Consider the following 18,297-nt stretch of genomic DNA (forward strand, 5'->3'; position numbering starts at 1 on the left):
TTCCTCTAGCGGTCCAATTCGCCGGCAATAAGGTTCATGGAGGCAACCGTTGCGATCGCATCGGCCAGCATCGCGCCCTTAACCACAGTCGGGAAAGACTGGTAGATCGCAAAGCAAGGTGGACGAACTTTCAAACGGTAAGGATTCGCGGAACCATCGCTGACCAGATAGAAGCCCAACTCACCGTTGGCCGCCTCTGTCGCATCGTAAACTTCACCCACTGGTGGGCGAAGACCCTTGATGATCAGCATGAAGTGATTCATCAAACCTTCGATGTTGCCGTAAACGTCTTTTTTCTCTGGAAGAACGATGCCTTTGTCGCGGATTGTGTAATCGCCACCAGGAACGTTTTTGCAGACTTGTTCAATGATACGAACGGACTGACGCATTTCCTCGAAACGAACCAGGTAACGGTCATAGATGTCACCGTTGGTTCCCACTGGAACATCAAAGTCCAAAGCGTCGTAACCATAGTATGGCTGCGCTTTGCGCAGATCCAGATTCACACCGCAGGCACGAAGCATTGGACCAGTATAGCCCCACTGAATCGCATCCTGAGCGGACACCGGACATACGTTTTTAGTACGCTGGATGAAGATTTTGTTGTCGATAACCATCGCCGCCATCTCGTCAGTGCCCTTGCGGATTTCTTTGCAAAGAGCCACGACTTCATCGAACCAGCCTTCCGGCGCATCCTGAGCCATACCACCGATACGGGTCATGGACACTGTCAGACGGGCACCGCAAAGTTTCTCGAACAGGCCGTAAACTTTTTCACGCATACCGAACATATAGAAGAAGCTGGTCAAAGCCCCCAAGTCCATCGCACCGGTACCGATTGCGATCGTGTGATCGATGATACGGGAAAGTTCAGCCAGGATCACACGCATCGCCTGAGCTTTTGGCGGGATTTCCACGCCCAAAAGTCTTTCAACCGCTTTGCAGTAACCGATGTTGTTCATCGGAGCAGAACAGTAGTTCAGACGGTCGGTGTAAGGGATCACCTGATTGTACGGGTGAGTTTCCGCCATTTTTTCGAAGCAGCGGTGCAGGTAACCGATCTCGTTGTTGCAACGGATGATTGTCTCGCCGTCCATTTCAGCCATCACACGCAAAGTTCCGTGCATCGCTGTATGGGAAGGACCGATGTTCAATGGAAGATATTTGTCATTCAATACGTCGCCTGGTGAACCCGGCTCGTTGTTGAAGTGAATCGGCAGGGAGTTTGTGCACGCCTGCTGGTTGTTCGCATCGTAGTCCTTGCGCAAAGGGTGACCCACGAACTGGTGGTGAGTCAGGATTTTGCGCAGGTTCGGGTGACCGTCAAAGATGATACCGAACATGTCGTACGCTTCGCGCTCAAACCAGTCCGCACCACGGTAAGCAGGAATTGCAGTACCGATGGACTCGCCCTCGCCCACTTGCGCTTTGATGCGCAGACGGGAGGAATCCTTGGAGTTGAACAGGTTGTAGACAACGTCAAAACGCTTTTCACGGCTTGGATAGTCCGCACCGCACACGTCCATCAGGAAGTCGAACTGGCCGCTTTCACGAAGGAACAACAAAAGCGCCGGAGCGTCTTCTTTAGGAACTTCGATCACATCATCGCCGACAGCGTGAGTGAACTTGAAGTTCTCAATTTTAAATTTGCCAGCCAGAAGCTGTTTCAGATTTTCAAGCTTGTTCATATGGGCTCTTCCAGTTGTCTTTCCAAGGGCGTGGTTGATTTGTCGCGATCATACGCTGCAAAGCCATGATACCGTCCATCACCGCCTCTGGTGTTGGAGGGCAGCCAGGAATGTAAACGTCGACAGGGATGACTTTATCAACGCCCTGAAGAACGTGGTAAGCACGATAGAAACCACCGGAGCTTGCACAAGCACCCATGGACAACACGTACTTAGGTTCCAGCATCTGCTGATAGATACGCACGATCACCGGAGCCATTTTCTCGGTGATGGTTCCCGCAACGACAAGCAAGTCCGCCTGACGTGGAGAGAAGCGCGCCACTTCCGCACCGAAACGAGCCAAGTCATACTTGGGACCCATCACGGACATGAACTCGATACCGCAACAAGCAGTACCGTACGGCATTGGCCACAGAGAGTTTTTTCTTCCCCACGCAACAATAGCATCAAGCTTTGACGTGAAAGCAAAACCTCGCGACATATCATCTACAGCTTGGGTTCCGGTCATCCCATCGTGAGATACCAAACCCTGCACTTGTTCATTGTGCATAAATACACCTCTGCAATTTCATTTAGCTATCATTAAGTAGTTACTGAAAAACCGTAATCCTGACAACTAGATATATATATTGGCGGCCCTCACCGATTTCTTCAACGCGCCTTTCCAAAGTAGGCCAAATGAAATTGATTCTCCTGTCGTTTAACCACAAACTTTAGGGAGCTTAAACAATAGGAGAAAACCCACATGAAGAAGATGGCACTGTACGTTGCTTCTGCCATTCTTGCTTTGTCCGGAGTGGCATCTGCCAACTCCCAAAAGCAAGATTTGCTTATTAAACTGGCACCTGGCTTCGTTGAATTGGAAATTCAGGGCGCAAAAGTCGAAAAATTGAGCGAATCCTGGGTTCGCGTTCAAGCTCCCCGCCGCATGAGCCTTCAATCTTTGGAAAAAAATCCGGCCATCGAGTACGTTCAGCCGAACTACAAAATCTCTCTTTTGGAAGACTATAAAATCGAAGACCCTCTTCGCCGTGCCGCTTTGGCAAAAATGCTTTCAAGAAATCCTCAGCTTCGCGCAGCCGCTCGCCAGGACAACCCAGCGATCCCTGACGCTCCGCAACCAACAACCGGCGCAGATCCTTTGTTCTCCAAACAGTGGGGCATGCTGGATATCGGCGTGGTTGACGGCTGGAAAGTGACAAAAGGCAATCCGGAAATGATCGTGGCAGTTATCGACACAGGTGTCGACTACACACACGAAGACCTTCTGCCAAATCTTTGGAGAAACGCTGGCGAAATCCCGGACAACGGCATCGACGATGACGGCAACGGTTACATCGACGACGTGATCGGCTGGGATTTTGTGACCAACGATAACAAACCTTATGACCTTGCCGTGGATTCTTTGGACGGCCTGTTCAAAGGCGGCAACCCAGGTCACGGCACTCACTGTGCGGGCAACGTGGCGGCTCGTGGTGACAATGGCAAAGGTATTGCGGGTGTGGCACCGAACGTGAAAATCATGTCTTTGCGTTTCATCGGCATGACGGGCGGCGGAACCACAGCTGATGCGATCAAATCCATCCGCTATGCTGTTGATAACGGCGCGAAAATCATGAACAACTCGTGGGGTTCTGAAGGTGAAGAGCCAGGCGCTCCTGAAAATCAGGCTTTGCGTGATGCTGTTCAATACGCTCAGGACAAAGGTGTTCTGTTCATCGCAGCGGCGGGCAACGGGCACAAAGGTGTGGGCTATGACAACGACACGGACAAGCTTCCGGCTTACCCTGCGTCTTATGATCACGACATCATCATCTCTGTGGCGGCATTGGATTCCAACGACCGTCTGGGTTCATTCTCTAACTGGGGTCAAAAATCTGTGGATATCGGCGCGCCGGGCGTGAAGGTTTATTCCACTACGGTGGCCCAAAGCTACAGCGACACTGTTATCGATAAATTTGGCTTCAAAGCAACTTGGGATGGCACGTCCATGGCGGCGCCTCACGTTGCTGGTGCCGCGGCTCTTTACTGGTCTGCCCACCCGGAAAAATCCTGGCAGGACGTGAAAGCGGCGATCATCGGATCTGCTCGTAAGATCAATGCTCTTGACCGCAAATCCGTGTCAGGCGGCAAGCTTGATGTGAAAGCTTTGATGAGCTACTAAGTTCTGAACTTCAAAGCCCGGTGCCGACAAAGCACCGGGCTTTTTTTTGCCCAAAATCTGTCGCCGCACAATACTCCTTGAGCTTCTGTTTTTATCTTAAAAACTTTCTGCTTCTTAATTTGTAAATCTTCTTTCGATCAAAAACAGTTAATGAATACCGTCTCCATCCCGGAGCACCTATTTAAGAACAAGCGAAAGGATCACGTATGCGCGCGCTGCTCTTGTCTTTCATGGCCACATCTTTGGTATCCACCTCTGCCCTTGCCGCGAAATTTGATGTCGACAAGGCTCACACCAACGTTTCCTTCACAGCTCCGCACCTGATGGTTTCAAAAGTCAAAGGCCGTTTCGACCAGGTCAGTGGCAGTTTCGAGTTCGATGAAAAGTCCATGAAGTTAAGCGACATCAATGTGACCATCAAAACCGATTCAATTAACACCAATGAAGCCGATCGCGACAAACACATGCGCAGTCCGGACTTCTTTGACGTGGCAAAGTACCCGGAAATGACTTTTAAATCCACCAACGTCAAATACGACAAGAACAAACCCGACAAAGTCGAAGGTGACCTGACCATTCGCGGGATCACCAAGAAAGTCACCCTGGATGTTGATTACAACGGCGCAGTCACCGACCCCTGGGGCAATCGCGTTGTCACCTTTGAAGCCGAAGGCGAAGTCAACCGCAAGGACTTCGGGCTGAACTGGAACAAGGCCATGGACAAGGGCGGATTTGTTGTCGGTGACAAGATCAAAATCGAAATCGATGGCGAAGCCAAAGTCGCAGCAGTTCCAGCAGCTCCAAAAAAATAGAGGACGTCATGCAAAATTCCAGCTTCTCCCACAAGGTGGGCATGGGCCTGCGGGCCCCGCATTTTCCTTATCTTGAACAGCGCCCCTCCACCGAGGTGGCGTGGTTCGAGGCGCAGACTGAAACCTACATTCATACTCACGGACGCTCGCTGGAGATGCTGCAAACCATCCGCCAGGACTATCCCGTCGCTCTGCATGGGATTTCCATGAACATCGGTGCGCCCGAGGGCATTCGCGTGGATTACCTGCAGGGACTGCGCGAACTGATTGAACGTGTGGAACCATTCATTGTTTCAGATCACATGTCATGGAATTCGATCTCAGGTCAGAATTTTCACAACCTGCTGCCAATACCTTTTACGGAAGACAGCCTGCAGACACTGGTGAACAACATCGATTTTGTGCAGAACTTCCTGCGCCGGGCATTGGTGCTTGAAAATATTTCGACTTATATCAGCTATCATCACAGCCACATGAATGAATGGGACTTTATCTCGGAAGTCAGCAAGCGTTCCGGCTGCGCGCTGTTACTTGATGTGAACAACATCTATGTGAATTCCCGCAATCACGGCTTTGACCCAAAATACTTTATCAACCACATCCCACTGGACCGTGTGGCGCAAATTCACCTGTCCGGCCCGAGCGATTATGGTGACTTCCTGTATGACACTCACTCTCAGGAAATTCCGGCGCAAGTTTGGGATCTGTTTAAAATGCTGGCGCCCCAGGTTCGTCACCTGCCGGTACTGATTGAACGGGACGATGACATACCGGATTTCCGTGAACTCGAAGTTGAAGTGATGAAGGCCGCTTACATTCTGGAGAATTCCTATGAAACTGAGCGAACTACAGAGTCTGTTTAAAAGAAACATCCTGGCTCCCGAAGCAGATCCGCAGCATCTGGCGTATCTGAAACCCGCCGGAAAGCTCAGCCTTGAGCAGGCCTTTCAGATCTATCACCGCACCTATGTGGCACGTCTGACTGAGGCTTTGCGCACGACCTATCCGGCCGTGGCCTGGGTCCTGGGTGACAACTTCTTCAATGAGCTGTGCCGAAAGTACATCGAAGCCCAGCCGTCCGTGGCCTATAATCTGGCGGACTATGGCGAAGCTTTTTCCGGGTTCATTCAGGAAACCTCCACCGCCAAAGGCATTCCTTTCTTGCCGGACCTGGCAAAATTTGAATGGATCCATAAAGAAGTGCAACACGCGGCAACCCCGGAGCCGCTGCCGGTTGAAACCATTCAGGAACTGCTGAATTCGGATGATGTGAAGATGCACATGATTGATGCGATGGAGATTTTTGAAAGCGAGTATGCGGTCTATGATATCTGGGAGCATCGCTTCGAACCGGCTTATATGTTTGAGGGTGTGAACTGGAACACCCCCCAAGGTCTTATGATTCACAAGAAACAAAAAAAGGTGCTGGTGCAGGAACTGCAACCGGTGGAGGCGCAGATTCTGCGCGCTCTGGCCAGCGGGCGCACGGTCGCTGAAGCCCTGACCCCGCATGCAAATTCATTAAGCCCTGAAAGAATCGCCCATCTTTTTGAAATGATGATGAAAGCCGGGATCATTGAGGATGTGATGTCGGTAGAGGCCTACTAAGAGGCCTTACCGATCACTTCTGTAGCCATACTGTGCACCATGTGCTGAAGCGTGTTGGCCTGAGCGGACATTTCCTCGGAGGTGGCTGCTGTTTCCTCTGCCGCCGCCGAGAAGGCTTGCGTCTGGCGCTCCAAAGAACCCATTGCTTCGTGAATGGCACGGATGCCTTCAGACTGATGCGTGGTGGTTTCTGAAATTTCCTGATTCAACACATTCACTTTTTGCACCGAGCTGACAATGCCATCAAGCACGCGGTCACTGCGTTCTGCAAGCTCCAAGGACACTTGGGTTTGCGTCACACTGCTGGTGATAACGGATTTTACTTCTTTTGCGGCTTGCGCCGACTTCAGCGCCAGACTGCGCACGGCTTCTGCCACGACGGCAAAACCTTTCCCCTGCTCTCCGGCCCGGGCCGCCTCGACCGCCGCATTCAGCGCCAGCAGATTCGTCTGGAAAGCGATATCATCAATGATGTCCATCGCCGAGGTGATTTCACCGGAAATCTTGGACATGACGTTGATGGATTCAATCAGTTTTTTCACTTCCATAGCCCCTTGGGAAGCTCCGCTTTCAGAGCTTCTTGCCAGATCGGCCGCCGCACGGGCTCTTTCCTGATTGGCCTGAACAATATCATTCAGATTTTTGATTGAACCCATGGTCTCTTCGATACGCGCTGCAGACTCCACCGCCCCTTGCGCGACGTTTTGTCCTGCGCTGGAAAGCATATTGGACGCCTCCAGCACTTGTTGGCTGGCATCGTTGGTATCATTCACCGTGCGCGCCAGGAAGTTCATCAAACGGCTGGCAAAGACAAAGAACAAGGCAAACGCCACAGCAAAGGCAATGGTGAAGCCAATCAGAACTTTATTTCGGAAGTTTCCGATGGCCGTTTCCACGTCATCGACGTAAACGCCACTGCCCACGATCCATTGCCACGGTTTGAAATTGCGAACGAAGCTGATCTTGGGTTCCGGATTCGGAGACCCCGGCTTCGGCCACAGATAAGGAACAAAACCCTCACCTTCCGCAGTCTTTCCTTTTTCAGCAAAGGCCACGAACAAATGGAAACCATTGGGGTCTTTAAAACCTGAAAGGTCCTTGCCGTTCAATTCCGGTTTGATCGGATGCATAAGCATGGTCGGATGAAGATCGTTGATCCAGAAGTACTCGTTACCGCTGTAGCGAAGTTTTGCCACCGCTGCCAGCGCCTGCTTCTTGGCTTCATCTTCTGTCAGAATTTTTTGCTGATACTGATCGTGATAAAATTCCAGCACTTTGGTGGCGATATCGACTGTGGCGCGAATCGCCACGCGGCGGTCTTCGTACATGTTCTCACGCACCAGCGGAAGCACATAGAAAAGAACAATCGCCCACAGGGGAATCATCGCGCCGATAAGCAGTGCCAGCGTCTTGTAGCGATAGCTGCGAGTCTTCCAGAGTTTATTCCACATAATCCGATCCCCCTAGGGTTGAAGTCGTAGGGAATTATCGGATTCGCTTAAGGATACTGAATATCACAGATGTTATTGCGAGGAAGTTTATCCTAAGTGTCTCATTTTAATCCACGCCCCCACCTTCGCCGGGGTTGCGTCGTGTGTTCACTCCCGGAGGCAACAGCTCGTCCCCCATCAAAGACTGCTCCGAAGGGTAACGGCGGGAATACCCAATCAGGTCCTTGTGATAGGAAAACAAAATGCTTCCGTTCTGCAAAAGATTGATCAGGTACTGCACATACTCTAACCCTACGGCAAAACAACCCTCGCTCCAGCCCAGGCGCCGGTTGCGGGCGATGAATTCCTCACTGACATAACTGGCCCCATGCAAAACAATCTGGCGCAAGCGCGAATTATTATTCGAACGATCTATACCGTCCAGATACAGTGACAAGCCGTTCTTGGGACTGTTGTAAGTTCCTTTGGCGAAATAAAACCCCAAAGAGCTCTTCCAGGAGTCCGGCAGATTGGAAAAGCTTCGTGTTTCCAGAATCCCCGAACGAATACCATGAGCGACATGGAATTTCTGCACCATCCCCGTGCGCAGATCCAGCAGATGCAGGCGTTTTTCCGTGCTGGGACGGGAATAGTCCACCAACACCGCATAATCAGTATTGGGAATACGGCCTTCATTATAGTCAAACATACGGAAGATCAGATCCAGTGGTTCACGGGGAACGGAATGTTCCAACAGGACATCAAACAGAAAACGACCGTTGGCTGTTCTGCGATTGAACATGGATTCCGCCATGCTGACAGAGGCAGATAGCAGTAAAAACAACGCCACTAAGTATTGGTATATTCGTGATGCGCAATTCATTCCCCCACTCTCAAGGGAGATGGGCGCATCCGCAAATTAAGAATCGGAAAGGTCAGAGTTACGGCCAGGGAATGTACGGAACATCCTGACAGACGATTGGCAAACCTGCCGCCTGCAAAGGTGCAGCAACTTCATCAATCTCGGCCGAGTCATCCAAAAGCATGATGTGAGATCTCAAAACTGTGCGCGACAGGAACTCACTCGACACTTTATTTTTGGCTTTTGATTTTTGTGCGTGCACCGGGGTCAGGGCCGCCATGCGACGTACTGATTCCAGAATGTGTTTTACCATGCAGTTGTAGCGCGGCTTCTGATCCAGATCGACGATCTGTTTATCTGCATACTCAGCCAGTTGCTGGTAAGCCTTGGCTTTGTACAGCTCCAGCAGACGGGACTTGATACCCGCGATATCCGGACGGCGATAGTTGTGCAAAGAATCCGGGCCTTCAGGGTTTTGCGCCTGGAACTTCGGGGTTTCCGACATCGAGATAAAGTCCTGACAAAGAATTGGAATTCCCGCCGCCTGATAAGGAGCCGCCCACGCATCTGCAAACGGAACGGCCACAGACAGCTTTCGTTCCATCCAGATCAACTTGTCTGAAACCGCCTTGGACTTGCCGTCGGAAAGATTCATATACAGGGGCTTGCGCTCTTTATTCAGAACCAGGGCTTCGTGAATATGCTCAGACAGGCAGGGGCGCACGTCTTTCAGACCCGCCCAGGACAGGGCCGGCACCGCAAAAACCGCAAAGCTGAATAGAATCACAGACAAAGACTTCATGAGCTCGTTATACCATACCCCGCAAACGACCCGCCCCCCGGGCTCCGGGCCCCTGTAAATAAACCTCGACTGTCCAGAAATTGGTCACCGGTCCTTAACAAATCCCGGGGCATCTTCTAACCTTAAATGAATGCCTGGTTTGCGTTTTTTCATTCTTATCTTTGCTTTATGGACTGCCTCCGTGGCCCAGGCCGACTTTTCGGATTGTTATCTGATCAACGAATGCAGCAAATTCCGCCGGGACCCCGCCAGTCCCGCCCCGGGAGGCAGCCAGATTAAAATCAACCCGTCCGCTGTCCCGACTGAAAAAGGTCTGGGTCTGGAAGCCATCTATTTCAACCCTTCAGCAGACTTTTCGATCGTTCGGGGCAATGGCAAGATTGGCGCAGCTCTGTCCCCTTCCAATAGTGAGGAAACCTTCTTTGGAGCCCCCGGCTTTGAAATGATGGATGACCTTTGGGAGCGCAAACACAATCAGGAAAAATACCCCAATCAGAAACTGACCCTGGCTTCGGCCTTCGACATCGTCGACCGCAAAGGGAATGGGTATCGCCGTTACAGCCTGAAGGCCGGCGCCATGGCGAAGTACAATACCGAAACGAATAAAATCAACATTGGCGGCGGGATCAATGCCATCTGGGGCCCGTTTTCGGCCGGCTATTCTGTGTACGGCGATGAAACTCAACTGGAACAAAGCGAATACGTGAAGACCACCATCAAATACCAGGTCAACACCTATAACGTGGCCCTTCACTTAAGCTCTTTGATTTTAAGTTATGCAAATCTGCATCTGATGGAACAAGAGGAGCTGTACGAAGCCCGCGTGCAGACTTACACGGCTTCTCTGGCAATGGGAAAATTCATTTTCACGGCCGCTAAACGCATCGAGGACTCTCCGGCGTGGGCCTATAACTATGAAACCAAAGAGCTGGAAGAAAAGCAGATCAAAGAAGAATACTTTGGCGGCGTTCAGTATGCCCTCAGCCGCCGCTTTATGCTCGGCGCACTTTACAATTACTATCTTTTGCGAGAAGGCTCTGTCACCGCGACAGTGTTCTTCTAAACACCTGCCAGCTCCCTATCCGGCATCGCACCGGCAATCAGATCCGCAGCCTCGACCATCACCGCCTGCACCGGAATTTCCCGCATCAGCCCCGTCAAACTGCGACACGGACCGATATTCACGAAGCAGTCAATGTGATGATCCTGCACCAGCTTCTGCACGGCCCGGCTCCAGTGAATGGGTTTCGTGATACTCAGAAGAAACTCCTGTTTGATTTGTTGGGGATCATTCAGGGGCTGAGCACTCAAGCTTGAGAATATCGGCACCCGCGGATGTTCCGTGTGCACACTTGCGAAGTCATTTTCCACCGCCTGCACATAGGGAAGAATATAACGTGAATGCACGGGGTAATCCAAAATACGCATCACGTTCCAACCTTTGTTTTTGGCGTGTCTTTCGACTTCATCCAGGTCTGCATAGCGGCCGCCAATATTCAAAAATCTCGGGGTCAGACAGGACACGTCCACGTTGTTTTGTTCAAACCACGCATAATCCTCGACCGAAAAAGGCGCCGTTTTGGGGGCCAGCACCGCAATATTGCGGCCGATCTTGTCAATCCCCTCGATACTGCGGGTGAAATGGATGTGATTATAAACAGCATCCTCAAAGGTGTAAGTCCCCGCAAACACCGCACGGGCCAGATCCCCCAAGGAACATCCCATGACCCAGTCCGGGTCGCCGCTTTGATCGCGTAAACGCCGGGCCACGCCGGTCTGAATGCAGCAGATCGCCACGGCTGCCAGGCTGATATTTTTCAAAGAATAAATATCCTCGGCTGAAAGCTCAAGAAACTCCCTGAAACTGAAACGATAACCAAAACGTTCCTGAATGATGGCCTCGGCCCGACGAAAACAGGCCTGCACTTCGGGCAGATGCAAAAAGCGATGACGATCTGATTTTCGCAGCAAAGCATTCAGGCCGGGAAAAAGAAAAGCCGTCGCCATTATCGCAACTCCATTTCCGTCTCGGGGTGCCGAACCAACTTGCGCACCGGAAAGGCGCGCTGATACAGCGGAGCAAATTCAGACATCTGATCCTGGACTTCAATCAGGGACAGCACGCGGCTGGCAGTGTGTTCGAAAACCACATCCTCGGTCTGACGAACCCATTTCAAAAGCTGCACATTCATAAAGTCGCGATCGCCGATCTCTTCATGCACCATGCGCGTGTGTTCAGCTTCGTCCTGCAAAATGACGGAAATCGTCTGGGCCACCCCGACATGGTCAGTCCCGCGCATGATATCCGTGTAGTGACGGAACACCCGCATTTCCAAACCCCAGGCCCCATAAAGATACAGTTGTTCGGGTTCCGGGATTTCCCGCATCATCAAACTGAAATAGCGGGTCAGATAGCGTTCAAGCTCATGACACAAGCGACGCTCCAACTGGCGATAACCGGGTACTGACAGCCATTTGCGTCTTTCCATCACAACACTTCTTTGCAGCAGGCGGGCATGGCGCAATTCATCGCTGACATGTTCAGGCATCAGGTCCGGCATGGGCAGATTGCGCGAAATAAAAATCTTTTGCATGTGCAAAGAAGCCATCAGCTCGCTGTGTCCCAGAGCATGCACCCACGCCACCTGAGCATAAGGACGGTCCGCCAGGACCCGAACCAGCTTTTGACTGGCGCGAACGGCAGGTTCTGTCGGCATTTCATGATTCTGAAACTCCTGCACCAGCACGGTCATGCGTTGGACCATCAGCAGGCACATTTCCTTTTCAATGATCTGCAGTTCCTGCAAAGACAGGCGTTCGGCTTCGGGCAAAGTGGCCAAAAACTTTTTACCCAGTTGGATGTGCCCGACTTCGTCAGCCAAAACCTCTTGCATGCCTTCGCGAATCCGCGGGCTGCCGGTACCGTCGATATAGGCGGAATAAATTTGAAAGGGAAACTGTTCAATGGTGATCGCGCCATGAACGTAAGCGGCAAAGCGGGACTGCGCCTGCAGCAAAACCGGATTGGCAAAAAATCCAAGAACAAAACTTTCCGCCACCGCCCGCAGCCGATGGCGCAAATCTTCATAACGCCCGTCTTTGGCCAGCGGATAAGGTCGCAGAGATAAAATGATATCACGATGACGGGCTTCATCTGCCGCATGCTCTTGAATTTCATTCACAAAATGCAAGGGCGTCGAGGCTGAGATATTTCCCAGCACCTGCTGCGAAGCCAAGTGCTCCATGTGCGCCAGGGTGCTAAGCCACGCGGATTCCAGATGCGGATCTTCCGTCACCAGTGAAATGAGATATTGAATGGATTCAGTGAAGTTTTTCATAGAGCCCAAAGGAATACTTTGGACTCTAAAACAAAGGCAAGGCAGGGCCTCTGCACTTGCCAGTAAACAGTGTATGAAAATCAGGTAATCAACTGACGGACTATTCTTTCTTCTTCAGTGCACCCATATAGGAATACTGCCAAGGACGGAATGCCATCAACACGCCGGAATCGATGACAGAAACGTTATGTTCCACCTCGTAGCGTGACTCTTCTTGCATATCCATCATCAGACGTTCCAGTTTGGCCTTGTACTTGGCCAGAGTGGGCGCGCTGACTTTGATCAACGTAAAGCGGATGTAATCCTCGGGACGAAAATCATAATTCAAATAATTCGACTTGGTTTGCTCAAACAACGCTTTCCCCACCGGCCCGTCACGACGGAAACGCAGAAAGCCCTGACGCTTCAGCTTCACCTTGTCGCGGGGGTGCAGTTCAATCAGGTTCAGACGATCCAACTGGAATAAATATTTTTTCGCCTCGGAACCCGGGATCTGATATTCCTTTTCAATTTTCTGCGGGGTTTTGCCTTCCTGAAGCATCATATAGAAATGCAGCAGGCGCGCGTTTTCAGCCAGGGCCTTTTCCTGTTCGTCCGACAGAATCATCGGCTGATTGGCTTCTTCCAGATTCGCGGATTTCACCACCTCGGAAAAACTGAGGTCGGCGATCCGACAGATTTCCTCCAGACGATCCAGACTTAAACTCTTGCTGGATAGAATGCGTTTCACACTGGATTCGCTCAAATCCAAAGCTTTGGCGAGATCCTTATAAAGAATATTCTTCGCTTTTAAGGATCGTTTTAAGGCATTCAAAAACTGGTCAATCTGTGACATCTCAACCCCCAAAACCAGAGTATTACATTATAGTACCCCAAGCAAGGGTATTGAATGCTGGCACCAAACAACCGATCCTAACAGCAGGCATGGAGGTTCCAATGACCGCTCTGAGACTGCTTTTCCAAAGACTGACACAGCCCCGCCCCTTCTTTTATGGGTGGGAACAACGGGCTTATGAACGACGCCAAGAGCAATCCCACTGTGACGCCCAATTCTCTTGCAGACTTTGGAAGGATTAAATACAGTCCCCGGGGTGATGCAGAACTCCTCTGAAAATTCCTTATTATTTAAGCGTCCCCTTTGGTTTTATATCAAAAACAATCCCCGGGCCTTCAGCTTGGGGATGATTTTTTTGCTGCTGACGAATGCCCTGGATTCCGCCTATCCACTGGTCATGAAAGCCGCCATCGATCAGATTCAGGCCAAGGCTTCCTTGTCCGACATCGGAAAGACCTGCCTGATCTTTCTGGCCATGATGACCGGACTTGCGATCACCCGCTATGGCTGGCGCGCGAACTTTGGCCGTTTCCACACCTACGCCGCTGAACATATTCGTCAAAAAATCTTCCGCCACATCACCTCCCTGGGACCGAACTTCTTCCACAAAAATCCCGTGGGCGAACTGATGAGTCTTCTGACCAACGATGTGCAGTCGTTCCGTCAGGCCATCGGCCCCGGACTTTTGATTCTGGCCGACGGGATCATCTATATCCTGATGGTGCTGCCGATCATGATGTCCCTGAACTGGGAATGGACCTGGAAAACCCTGGTGTTCCTGCCGCTGGTGCCTTTCCTGATCTGGAAGGTCATGCGTTTAATTCACTTAAACTATAAAATTCAGCAGGAACGGTTTTCTGAACTGACCGGGATCGCCCAGGAAACTGTGGGCGGGATCCGCGTGATCAAAAGCTTCGCGCAGGAAAACAACCGCACTCAGCTTTTCAACAGTATCAGCGCCGGCTTTGAAAAAGCCTGCAACAAAGTGGCCCGCGTCGATTCGATGTTCATTCCGGTGATGGAGTTCGGCGTGACTTCAGGCAGTGTGATTCTGCTTTTCATCGCCAAGGACGATTTGTACTCGGGTGCAGTCACCATCGGGACCTTCTTTGCCTTCCAGCGCTACATCCAAAAGATGGTATGGCCGATGACGGCATTGGGCATGGGCTTTTCCAACTTCCAAAAAGGTTATGCTTCCTTTGACCGAATCAAAGAAGTCCTGCAAACCGAAACCGACATTCCTGACAACGGCACCGTAGAAATTGAAAAGTTTGAAACGCTGGAATTTAAAAACGTTTCTTTCCGCCATAAAACCAGCCCGGTGTATGCGCTTAAAAATGTGTCCTTCACCCTGAAGGCTGGCGAAAGCCTGGGCATCATGGGACCGGTGGGGGCTGGCAAAACCACACTGCTGAATCTTCTGACCCGCATGTATCCGCTTGAAGAAGGCCAGATCCTGGTCAACGGCCACGATATCAGCAGCATCACCCAGGAATCTTTGCGCCGCACCTTCCTGCTTGTCCCGCAAGAGGCCTTCTTATTCAGCGACAGCATTGCCGACAATCTGAGCCTGGGCCTGACCGAGCGAGCGGACATCAATGAAATCCAACGCATGACTGAAATCGTCGATCTGACCAAAGAAATTGATTCTTTACCGCACAAGTTTGACTCCCAACTGGGTGAACGCGGTGTGAATCTATCCGGAGGCCAGAAACAACGTCTGACCATCGCCCGCGGAATTATCATGAAAACTCCGGTGCTGGTTCTGGATGACTCACTCAGTGCCGTCGACACCCGCACTGAAAAAGCAATTGAGCAGGAACTGCGTAAAAGCCATGGCAGCCTCAGCCGCATTATTGTGGCTCACCGCCTGTCCTCCCTGAAGTCCGTGGACCGTCTGCTGATTTTAAAAGACGGCCATGTGGAAGCCTGGGGCACGATGGAGCAGGTTCAGGAAACCAGCCCGACCTTCCAGAAAATTGTGCAGATTCAAGGATTGGGGGATCACCATGAATGATAATTTTATGAATGAGGACCTGGTAAAAACCAAGGTCACTTACCCGATTCTATTCAAACGCCTGTGGCCTTATGCCCGTCGCGAAAAAGGTCTTTTGTTCATGGCGATCTTTGCTGTCGCCGGCGGCGCGACCGTGGCCCGTTTGATTCCGATGCTCGTAGGACAAGCCATCGACAAAGGTGTCGTGGGTCGCGATCTTTCGATCTTCACCAAAGTGGCTTACGCGTACCTGGCACTTGAAATCATGCGTTCGGTGTTTTCATTCGGAAATGCTTTCCTGTTTCAGTTGTTCGGAAACCGCATGCTGTATCATCTGCGCGAAGATCTGATGAACCACGTGCAAAGACTGCCGATGCAGTTCTTCAACAAAACCCCCAACGGGCGCATTGTCACGCGCCTGACCAATGACGTGATGTCCTTGGGCGAACTGTTTTCGGAAGGTGTGATTTCGGTCTTCACCAACGCGGTGATCATCGCGTCGGTGGTAATTGCGCTCAGCCTGATTTCCTGGAAGCTGACCGTGGTGTCCCTGTTCCTGGCGCCGTTCTTTATCTGGGCCACCTTCCACCTGTCCAATAAAATTCGTGCGATCTTAAGCGAACAAAAAAAGAAACTGTCCGTGATCAACGCCTTCCTGGCTGAAAATCTGAACGGCATCAAGGTCATTCAGCTTTACAACCGTGTGACCCGCAATCGCGACAAGTTCGGCGCACTGTCGGTGGACTATCGCGATACCAATATGCGTTCAATCAAAGCCTATGCCCTGATGCAACCGGTGATGAATCTGTTCAACGCCGTAACCATCACTTCCGCTTTGTATTTCGGTGGTTACCTGAGCGCTGAAAATTCGATTGCGATTGGTTCTTTGGTGGCGTTCCTGATGAACATCCAGGACTTCATCCCGCCTTTGCGCGAGATCCTGGAGAAATACCAGCAGTTCCAAAACTCCCTGACCAGCGCCGAGCGCATCTTCACGCTGATGGATGAACCGAAAGAACATGAACTGGCCACTTTGACCAGCCCAGGATCTTTGCGGGGGGAACTGGAGATCAAGAATCTGAACTTCCAGTACGAAAGCCATCTGCCAATGGTTTTGAAAAATATCAACCTGCACATCAAAGCCGGCGAATCCGTGGCTTTGGTGGGTCGCACCGGCAGCGGCAAATCGACGTTTATTTCGCTGTTGCAGCGATTCTATGATGCTCCGGAACAGACGGTCTTTGTCGATGGTCTGGCGCTGGAAAGCATCCCGCGGGAAGAAATCCGCCACCACGTCGGCGTGGTTCAGCAGGACAACTTTATTTTCCGTGGCAATATCCGCGACAATATCGGCCTGGGGGATCCGCGCATCAGCGAAGAGCAAATCCGCATGGCGTGCGAAAAAACCGGCTATATGGCGCTATTGACCCGCACAGGACGCGATCTGCTCAGCCCGGTTGCTGAACGTGGAGCCAACCTGTCGGTCGGTGAACGCCAGTTGATCGCCTTTGCGCGCATTTTGGCCTTCAATCCGGATATTTTAATTCTGGATGAAGCCACCGCCAATATTGATTCTGAAAGTGAACACATCATTCAGGATGCGACCAAAGAGATCACCAAAGGCCGTACCAGCATCATCATTGCCCACCGTCTTTCAACGATTGAACAGTGTGATCGCATTATTGTTCTGAATCAAGGGGAAGTGGCCGAGATGGGCTCGCACGAAGAACTTATGCAAGCCCAGGGCATGTATTATCAGTTCGCGTCTTTAGGTGTGAAATCGACCTTGATCGACGCATCCGCGGCTGGCACCGCAGTTCCATAGAAACGGATCACGTTGCTGGCGGCCAGATAGTCCCAACCATTGGTGGTGTCACGCGGAATGCTGACACCATTGATGCTGACCGTGATGGACTCTTCCAAAGGCACTTTGGACAGTTTAAAGTCCGTCAGGATCTGATAGATGCGTGAACGAATGTTCCCCACGGCCGACGACAGATTCGTGCTGCAGATGGATTCTTTGACCCCGCCTGACGTATCAGCCAAACCCATATAGCTTAAACCCGCCGACGCAAAGTCATTGAAGGTTTTGCACTGGGACGTCAAACTTAAGACGCCGATAAAATTAAACACCCAGGAACGGCTGCCATCCACCCACGGCTCTTTGATACTGTCCAATAAATTAGTGTAGTAGGTGATGCCCGCGGAAGAGCTGGATTTACTGAAGTCATCTTCATCCGACAACGCGATCACCACCAAAAGGGCGTCATTGCGGAAGAAGCCTTTGCCTTCGTTGGCAAGATAGTTTGCTGACAGCGCATTTTCCATGGACTCCAGACCGCGCTCCAAATTGCTGCCCGCCTCACCCACGATCATGCGATTTTTCAGGCTGTTGACCAGATCCGGGGTTTTCGAAGTCACATATTTGGGACTGCCGATAAACTTCCCGCCGTCAGGGGACGTGCCCCCCATGCTGGTGGTCACCACGGCCATGTGATAATCCATCTTAAGAGTATTGAGTTTGCTGACCAGATCCGGGATTTGTTCACTCAGACGCTGCTGATGCTTCAGCATGGAGGTGGAGTTGTCCACGATCCACAGAATATCCACCTTGTTGTTGTACGTGATGCTTTGACCAAAGTTGTCTTGAGTTTCTGGAAGATCGAAAGACACATTCTGCGCGCAGGCCATCAAGAAAGCTGACGCTGCCGCGACAACAAAAAGCTGAAAGTCCTTTTTCATACCAAAGATCCTCTCAAAGG

At 51.3% G+C, this 18,297-nt stretch carries 16 protein-coding genes; 7 read left to right on the forward strand and 9 right to left on the reverse strand.

Annotated features, from left to right (window positions below):
• Positions 1-5: 5 nt before the first annotated feature.
• Together nuoD and ACZ520_RS14650 are read right to left on the reverse strand one after the other, a co-directional pair.
• A complete protein-coding gene (gene nuoD, locus ACZ520_RS14645) occupies positions 6-1,688 on the reverse strand; it encodes an NADH dehydrogenase (quinone) subunit D (RefSeq protein ID WP_088564396.1) in 1,683 nt (560 codons plus the stop codon).
• Positions 1,675-2,196, reverse strand: a complete 522-nt coding sequence (locus tag ACZ520_RS14650; RefSeq protein ID WP_050792947.1) for an NADH-quinone oxidoreductase subunit B — start codon at positions 2,194-2,196, stop codon at positions 1,675-1,677. Before ACZ520_RS14650 ends, nuoD begins: the two co-directional genes overlap by 14 nt.
• A gap of 237 nt (positions 2,197-2,433) precedes the next feature.
• On the opposite strand from ACZ520_RS14650, the gene ACZ520_RS14655 reads away from it, so the two are divergent.
• From ACZ520_RS14655 to ACZ520_RS14670, 4 genes are all read left to right on the forward strand, one after another.
• Positions 2,434-3,852 carry a S8 family peptidase gene (locus ACZ520_RS14655; RefSeq protein ID WP_088564395.1) on the forward strand — a complete coding sequence of 473 codons (1,419 nt, stop codon included), beginning with the start codon at positions 2,434-2,436 and terminating at the stop codon, positions 3,850-3,852.
• A gap of 206 nt (positions 3,853-4,058) precedes the next feature.
• The gene (locus tag ACZ520_RS14660) at positions 4,059-4,664 is read left to right on the forward strand and encodes a YceI family protein (protein ID WP_088564394.1); all 606 of its coding nucleotides are present in this window, start codon (positions 4,059-4,061) and stop codon (positions 4,662-4,664) included.
• A gap of 8 nt (positions 4,665-4,672) precedes the next feature.
• Positions 4,673-5,527, forward strand: coding sequence for an MNIO family bufferin maturase (bufB, locus tag ACZ520_RS14665; RefSeq protein ID WP_417868312.1), 855 nt, complete (start codon positions 4,673-4,675; stop codon positions 5,525-5,527).
• Entirely contained in the window at positions 5,496-6,272 is a 777-nt protein-coding gene (locus tag ACZ520_RS14670) for an HvfC/BufC family peptide modification chaperone (RefSeq protein WP_464126265.1), read from the forward strand. The genes bufB and ACZ520_RS14670 overlap by 32 nt, the downstream gene beginning before the upstream one ends.
• Here the strand turns inward: ACZ520_RS14670 and ACZ520_RS14675 are convergent.
• From ACZ520_RS14675 to ACZ520_RS14685, 3 genes are all read right to left on the reverse strand, one after another.
• Positions 6,269-7,723 (reverse strand): cache domain-containing protein, encoded by a 1,455-nt coding sequence (locus ACZ520_RS14675; RefSeq protein WP_416480084.1) that lies wholly within the window; start codon positions 7,721-7,723, stop codon positions 6,269-6,271. The genes ACZ520_RS14670 and ACZ520_RS14675 overlap by 4 nt on opposite strands.
• A gap of 106 nt (positions 7,724-7,829) precedes the next feature.
• Positions 7,830-8,552 carry a murein L,D-transpeptidase catalytic domain family protein gene (locus tag ACZ520_RS14680; RefSeq protein WP_464126267.1) on the reverse strand — a complete coding sequence of 241 codons (723 nt, stop codon included), beginning with the start codon at positions 8,550-8,552 and terminating at the stop codon, positions 7,830-7,832.
• A 91-nt stretch (positions 8,553-8,643) separates the two neighbouring features.
• Positions 8,644-9,366, reverse strand: a complete 723-nt coding sequence (locus ACZ520_RS14685) for a hypothetical protein (RefSeq protein ID WP_088564389.1) — start codon at positions 9,364-9,366, stop codon at positions 8,644-8,646.
• Between the two features lie 130 nt (positions 9,367-9,496).
• Here ACZ520_RS14685 and ACZ520_RS14690 point away from each other — a divergent pair, with 130 nt between their 5' ends.
• Positions 9,497-10,429 (forward strand): hypothetical protein, encoded by a 933-nt coding sequence (locus ACZ520_RS14690; RefSeq protein WP_416480082.1) that lies wholly within the window; start codon positions 9,497-9,499, stop codon positions 10,427-10,429.
• Here the strand turns inward: ACZ520_RS14690 and ACZ520_RS14695 are convergent.
• The 3 genes from ACZ520_RS14695 to ACZ520_RS14705 form a co-directional block, all read right to left on the reverse strand.
• Entirely contained in the window at positions 10,426-11,373 is a 948-nt protein-coding gene (locus ACZ520_RS14695; protein ID WP_464126270.1) for an acyltransferase domain-containing protein, read from the reverse strand. The genes ACZ520_RS14690 and ACZ520_RS14695 overlap by 4 nt on opposite strands.
• Complete coding sequence (locus tag ACZ520_RS14700; RefSeq protein WP_416480080.1) at positions 11,373-12,704, reverse strand: ferritin-like domain-containing protein; 1,332 nt, start codon at positions 12,702-12,704, stop codon at positions 11,373-11,375. Before ACZ520_RS14700 ends, ACZ520_RS14695 begins: the two co-directional genes overlap by 1 nt.
• Before the next feature lie 100 nt (positions 12,705-12,804).
• Positions 12,805-13,539: a helix-turn-helix domain-containing protein gene (locus ACZ520_RS14705; protein ID WP_088564385.1), complete on the reverse strand. Its 735-nt coding sequence runs from the start codon at positions 13,537-13,539 to the stop codon at positions 12,805-12,807.
• A gap of 346 nt (positions 13,540-13,885) precedes the next feature.
• On the opposite strand from ACZ520_RS14705, the gene ACZ520_RS14710 reads away from it, so the two are divergent.
• Both ACZ520_RS14710 and ACZ520_RS14715 read left to right on the forward strand, forming a co-directional pair.
• Positions 13,886-15,556 (forward strand): ABC transporter ATP-binding protein, encoded by a 1,671-nt coding sequence (locus ACZ520_RS14710; RefSeq protein ID WP_417868308.1) that lies wholly within the window; start codon positions 13,886-13,888, stop codon positions 15,554-15,556.
• Positions 15,549-17,360, forward strand: coding sequence for an ABC transporter ATP-binding protein (locus ACZ520_RS14715; RefSeq protein ID WP_464126273.1), 1,812 nt, complete (start codon positions 15,549-15,551; stop codon positions 17,358-17,360). Before ACZ520_RS14710 ends, ACZ520_RS14715 begins: the two co-directional genes overlap by 8 nt.
• Here the strand turns inward: ACZ520_RS14715 and ACZ520_RS14720 are convergent.
• Complete coding sequence (locus tag ACZ520_RS14720; RefSeq protein ID WP_464126275.1) at positions 17,291-18,277, reverse strand: hypothetical protein; 987 nt, start codon at positions 18,275-18,277, stop codon at positions 17,291-17,293. The two genes, ACZ520_RS14715 and ACZ520_RS14720, sit on opposite strands and share 70 nt — an antisense overlap.
• Positions 18,278-18,297 lie beyond the last annotated feature (20 nt).

Source organism: Bdellovibrio sp. BIS2 (assembly GCF_055398295.1).

Excerpts from the sequence above, each read along its gene's own strand:
- ACZ520_RS14655 (WP_088564395.1), top strand. The coding sequence starts at position 2,434 with ATGAAGAAGATGGCACTGTACGTTGCTTCTGCCATTCTTGCTTTGTCC.
- ACZ520_RS14660 (WP_088564394.1), top strand. The coding sequence starts at position 4,059 with ATGCGCGCGCTGCTCTTGTCTTTCATGGCCACATCTTTGGTATCCACC.
- nuoD (WP_088564396.1), bottom strand. The coding sequence starts at position 1,688 with ATGAACAAGCTTGAAAATCTGAAACAGCTTCTGGCTGGCAAATTTAAA.
- bufB (WP_417868312.1), top strand. The coding sequence starts at position 4,673 with ATGCAAAATTCCAGCTTCTCCCACAAGGTGGGCATGGGCCTGCGGGCC.
- ACZ520_RS14715 (WP_464126273.1), top strand. The coding sequence starts at position 15,549 with ATGAATGATAATTTTATGAATGAGGACCTGGTAAAAACCAAGGTCACT.
- ACZ520_RS14700 (WP_416480080.1), bottom strand. The coding sequence starts at position 12,704 with ATGAAAAACTTCACTGAATCCATTCAATATCTCATTTCACTGGTGACG.
- ACZ520_RS14670 (WP_464126265.1), top strand. The coding sequence starts at position 5,496 with ATGAAACTGAGCGAACTACAGAGTCTGTTTAAAAGAAACATCCTGGCT.
- ACZ520_RS14685 (WP_088564389.1), bottom strand. The coding sequence starts at position 9,366 with ATGAAGTCTTTGTCTGTGATTCTATTCAGCTTTGCGGTTTTTGCGGTG.
- ACZ520_RS14695 (WP_464126270.1), bottom strand. The coding sequence starts at position 11,373 with ATGGCGACGGCTTTTCTTTTTCCCGGCCTGAATGCTTTGCTGCGAAAA.
- ACZ520_RS14710 (WP_417868308.1), top strand. The coding sequence starts at position 13,886 with ATGATTTTTTTGCTGCTGACGAATGCCCTGGATTCCGCCTATCCACTG.
- ACZ520_RS14705 (WP_088564385.1), bottom strand. The coding sequence starts at position 13,539 with ATGTCACAGATTGACCAGTTTTTGAATGCCTTAAAACGATCCTTAAAA.
- ACZ520_RS14675 (WP_416480084.1), bottom strand. The coding sequence starts at position 7,723 with ATGTGGAATAAACTCTGGAAGACTCGCAGCTATCGCTACAAGACGCTG.
- ACZ520_RS14720 (WP_464126275.1), bottom strand. The coding sequence starts at position 18,277 with ATGAAAAAGGACTTTCAGCTTTTTGTTGTCGCGGCAGCGTCAGCTTTC.
- ACZ520_RS14690 (WP_416480082.1), top strand. The coding sequence starts at position 9,497 with ATGCCTGGTTTGCGTTTTTTCATTCTTATCTTTGCTTTATGGACTGCC.
- ACZ520_RS14650 (WP_050792947.1), bottom strand. The coding sequence starts at position 2,196 with ATGACCGGAACCCAAGCTGTAGATGATATGTCGCGAGGTTTTGCTTTC.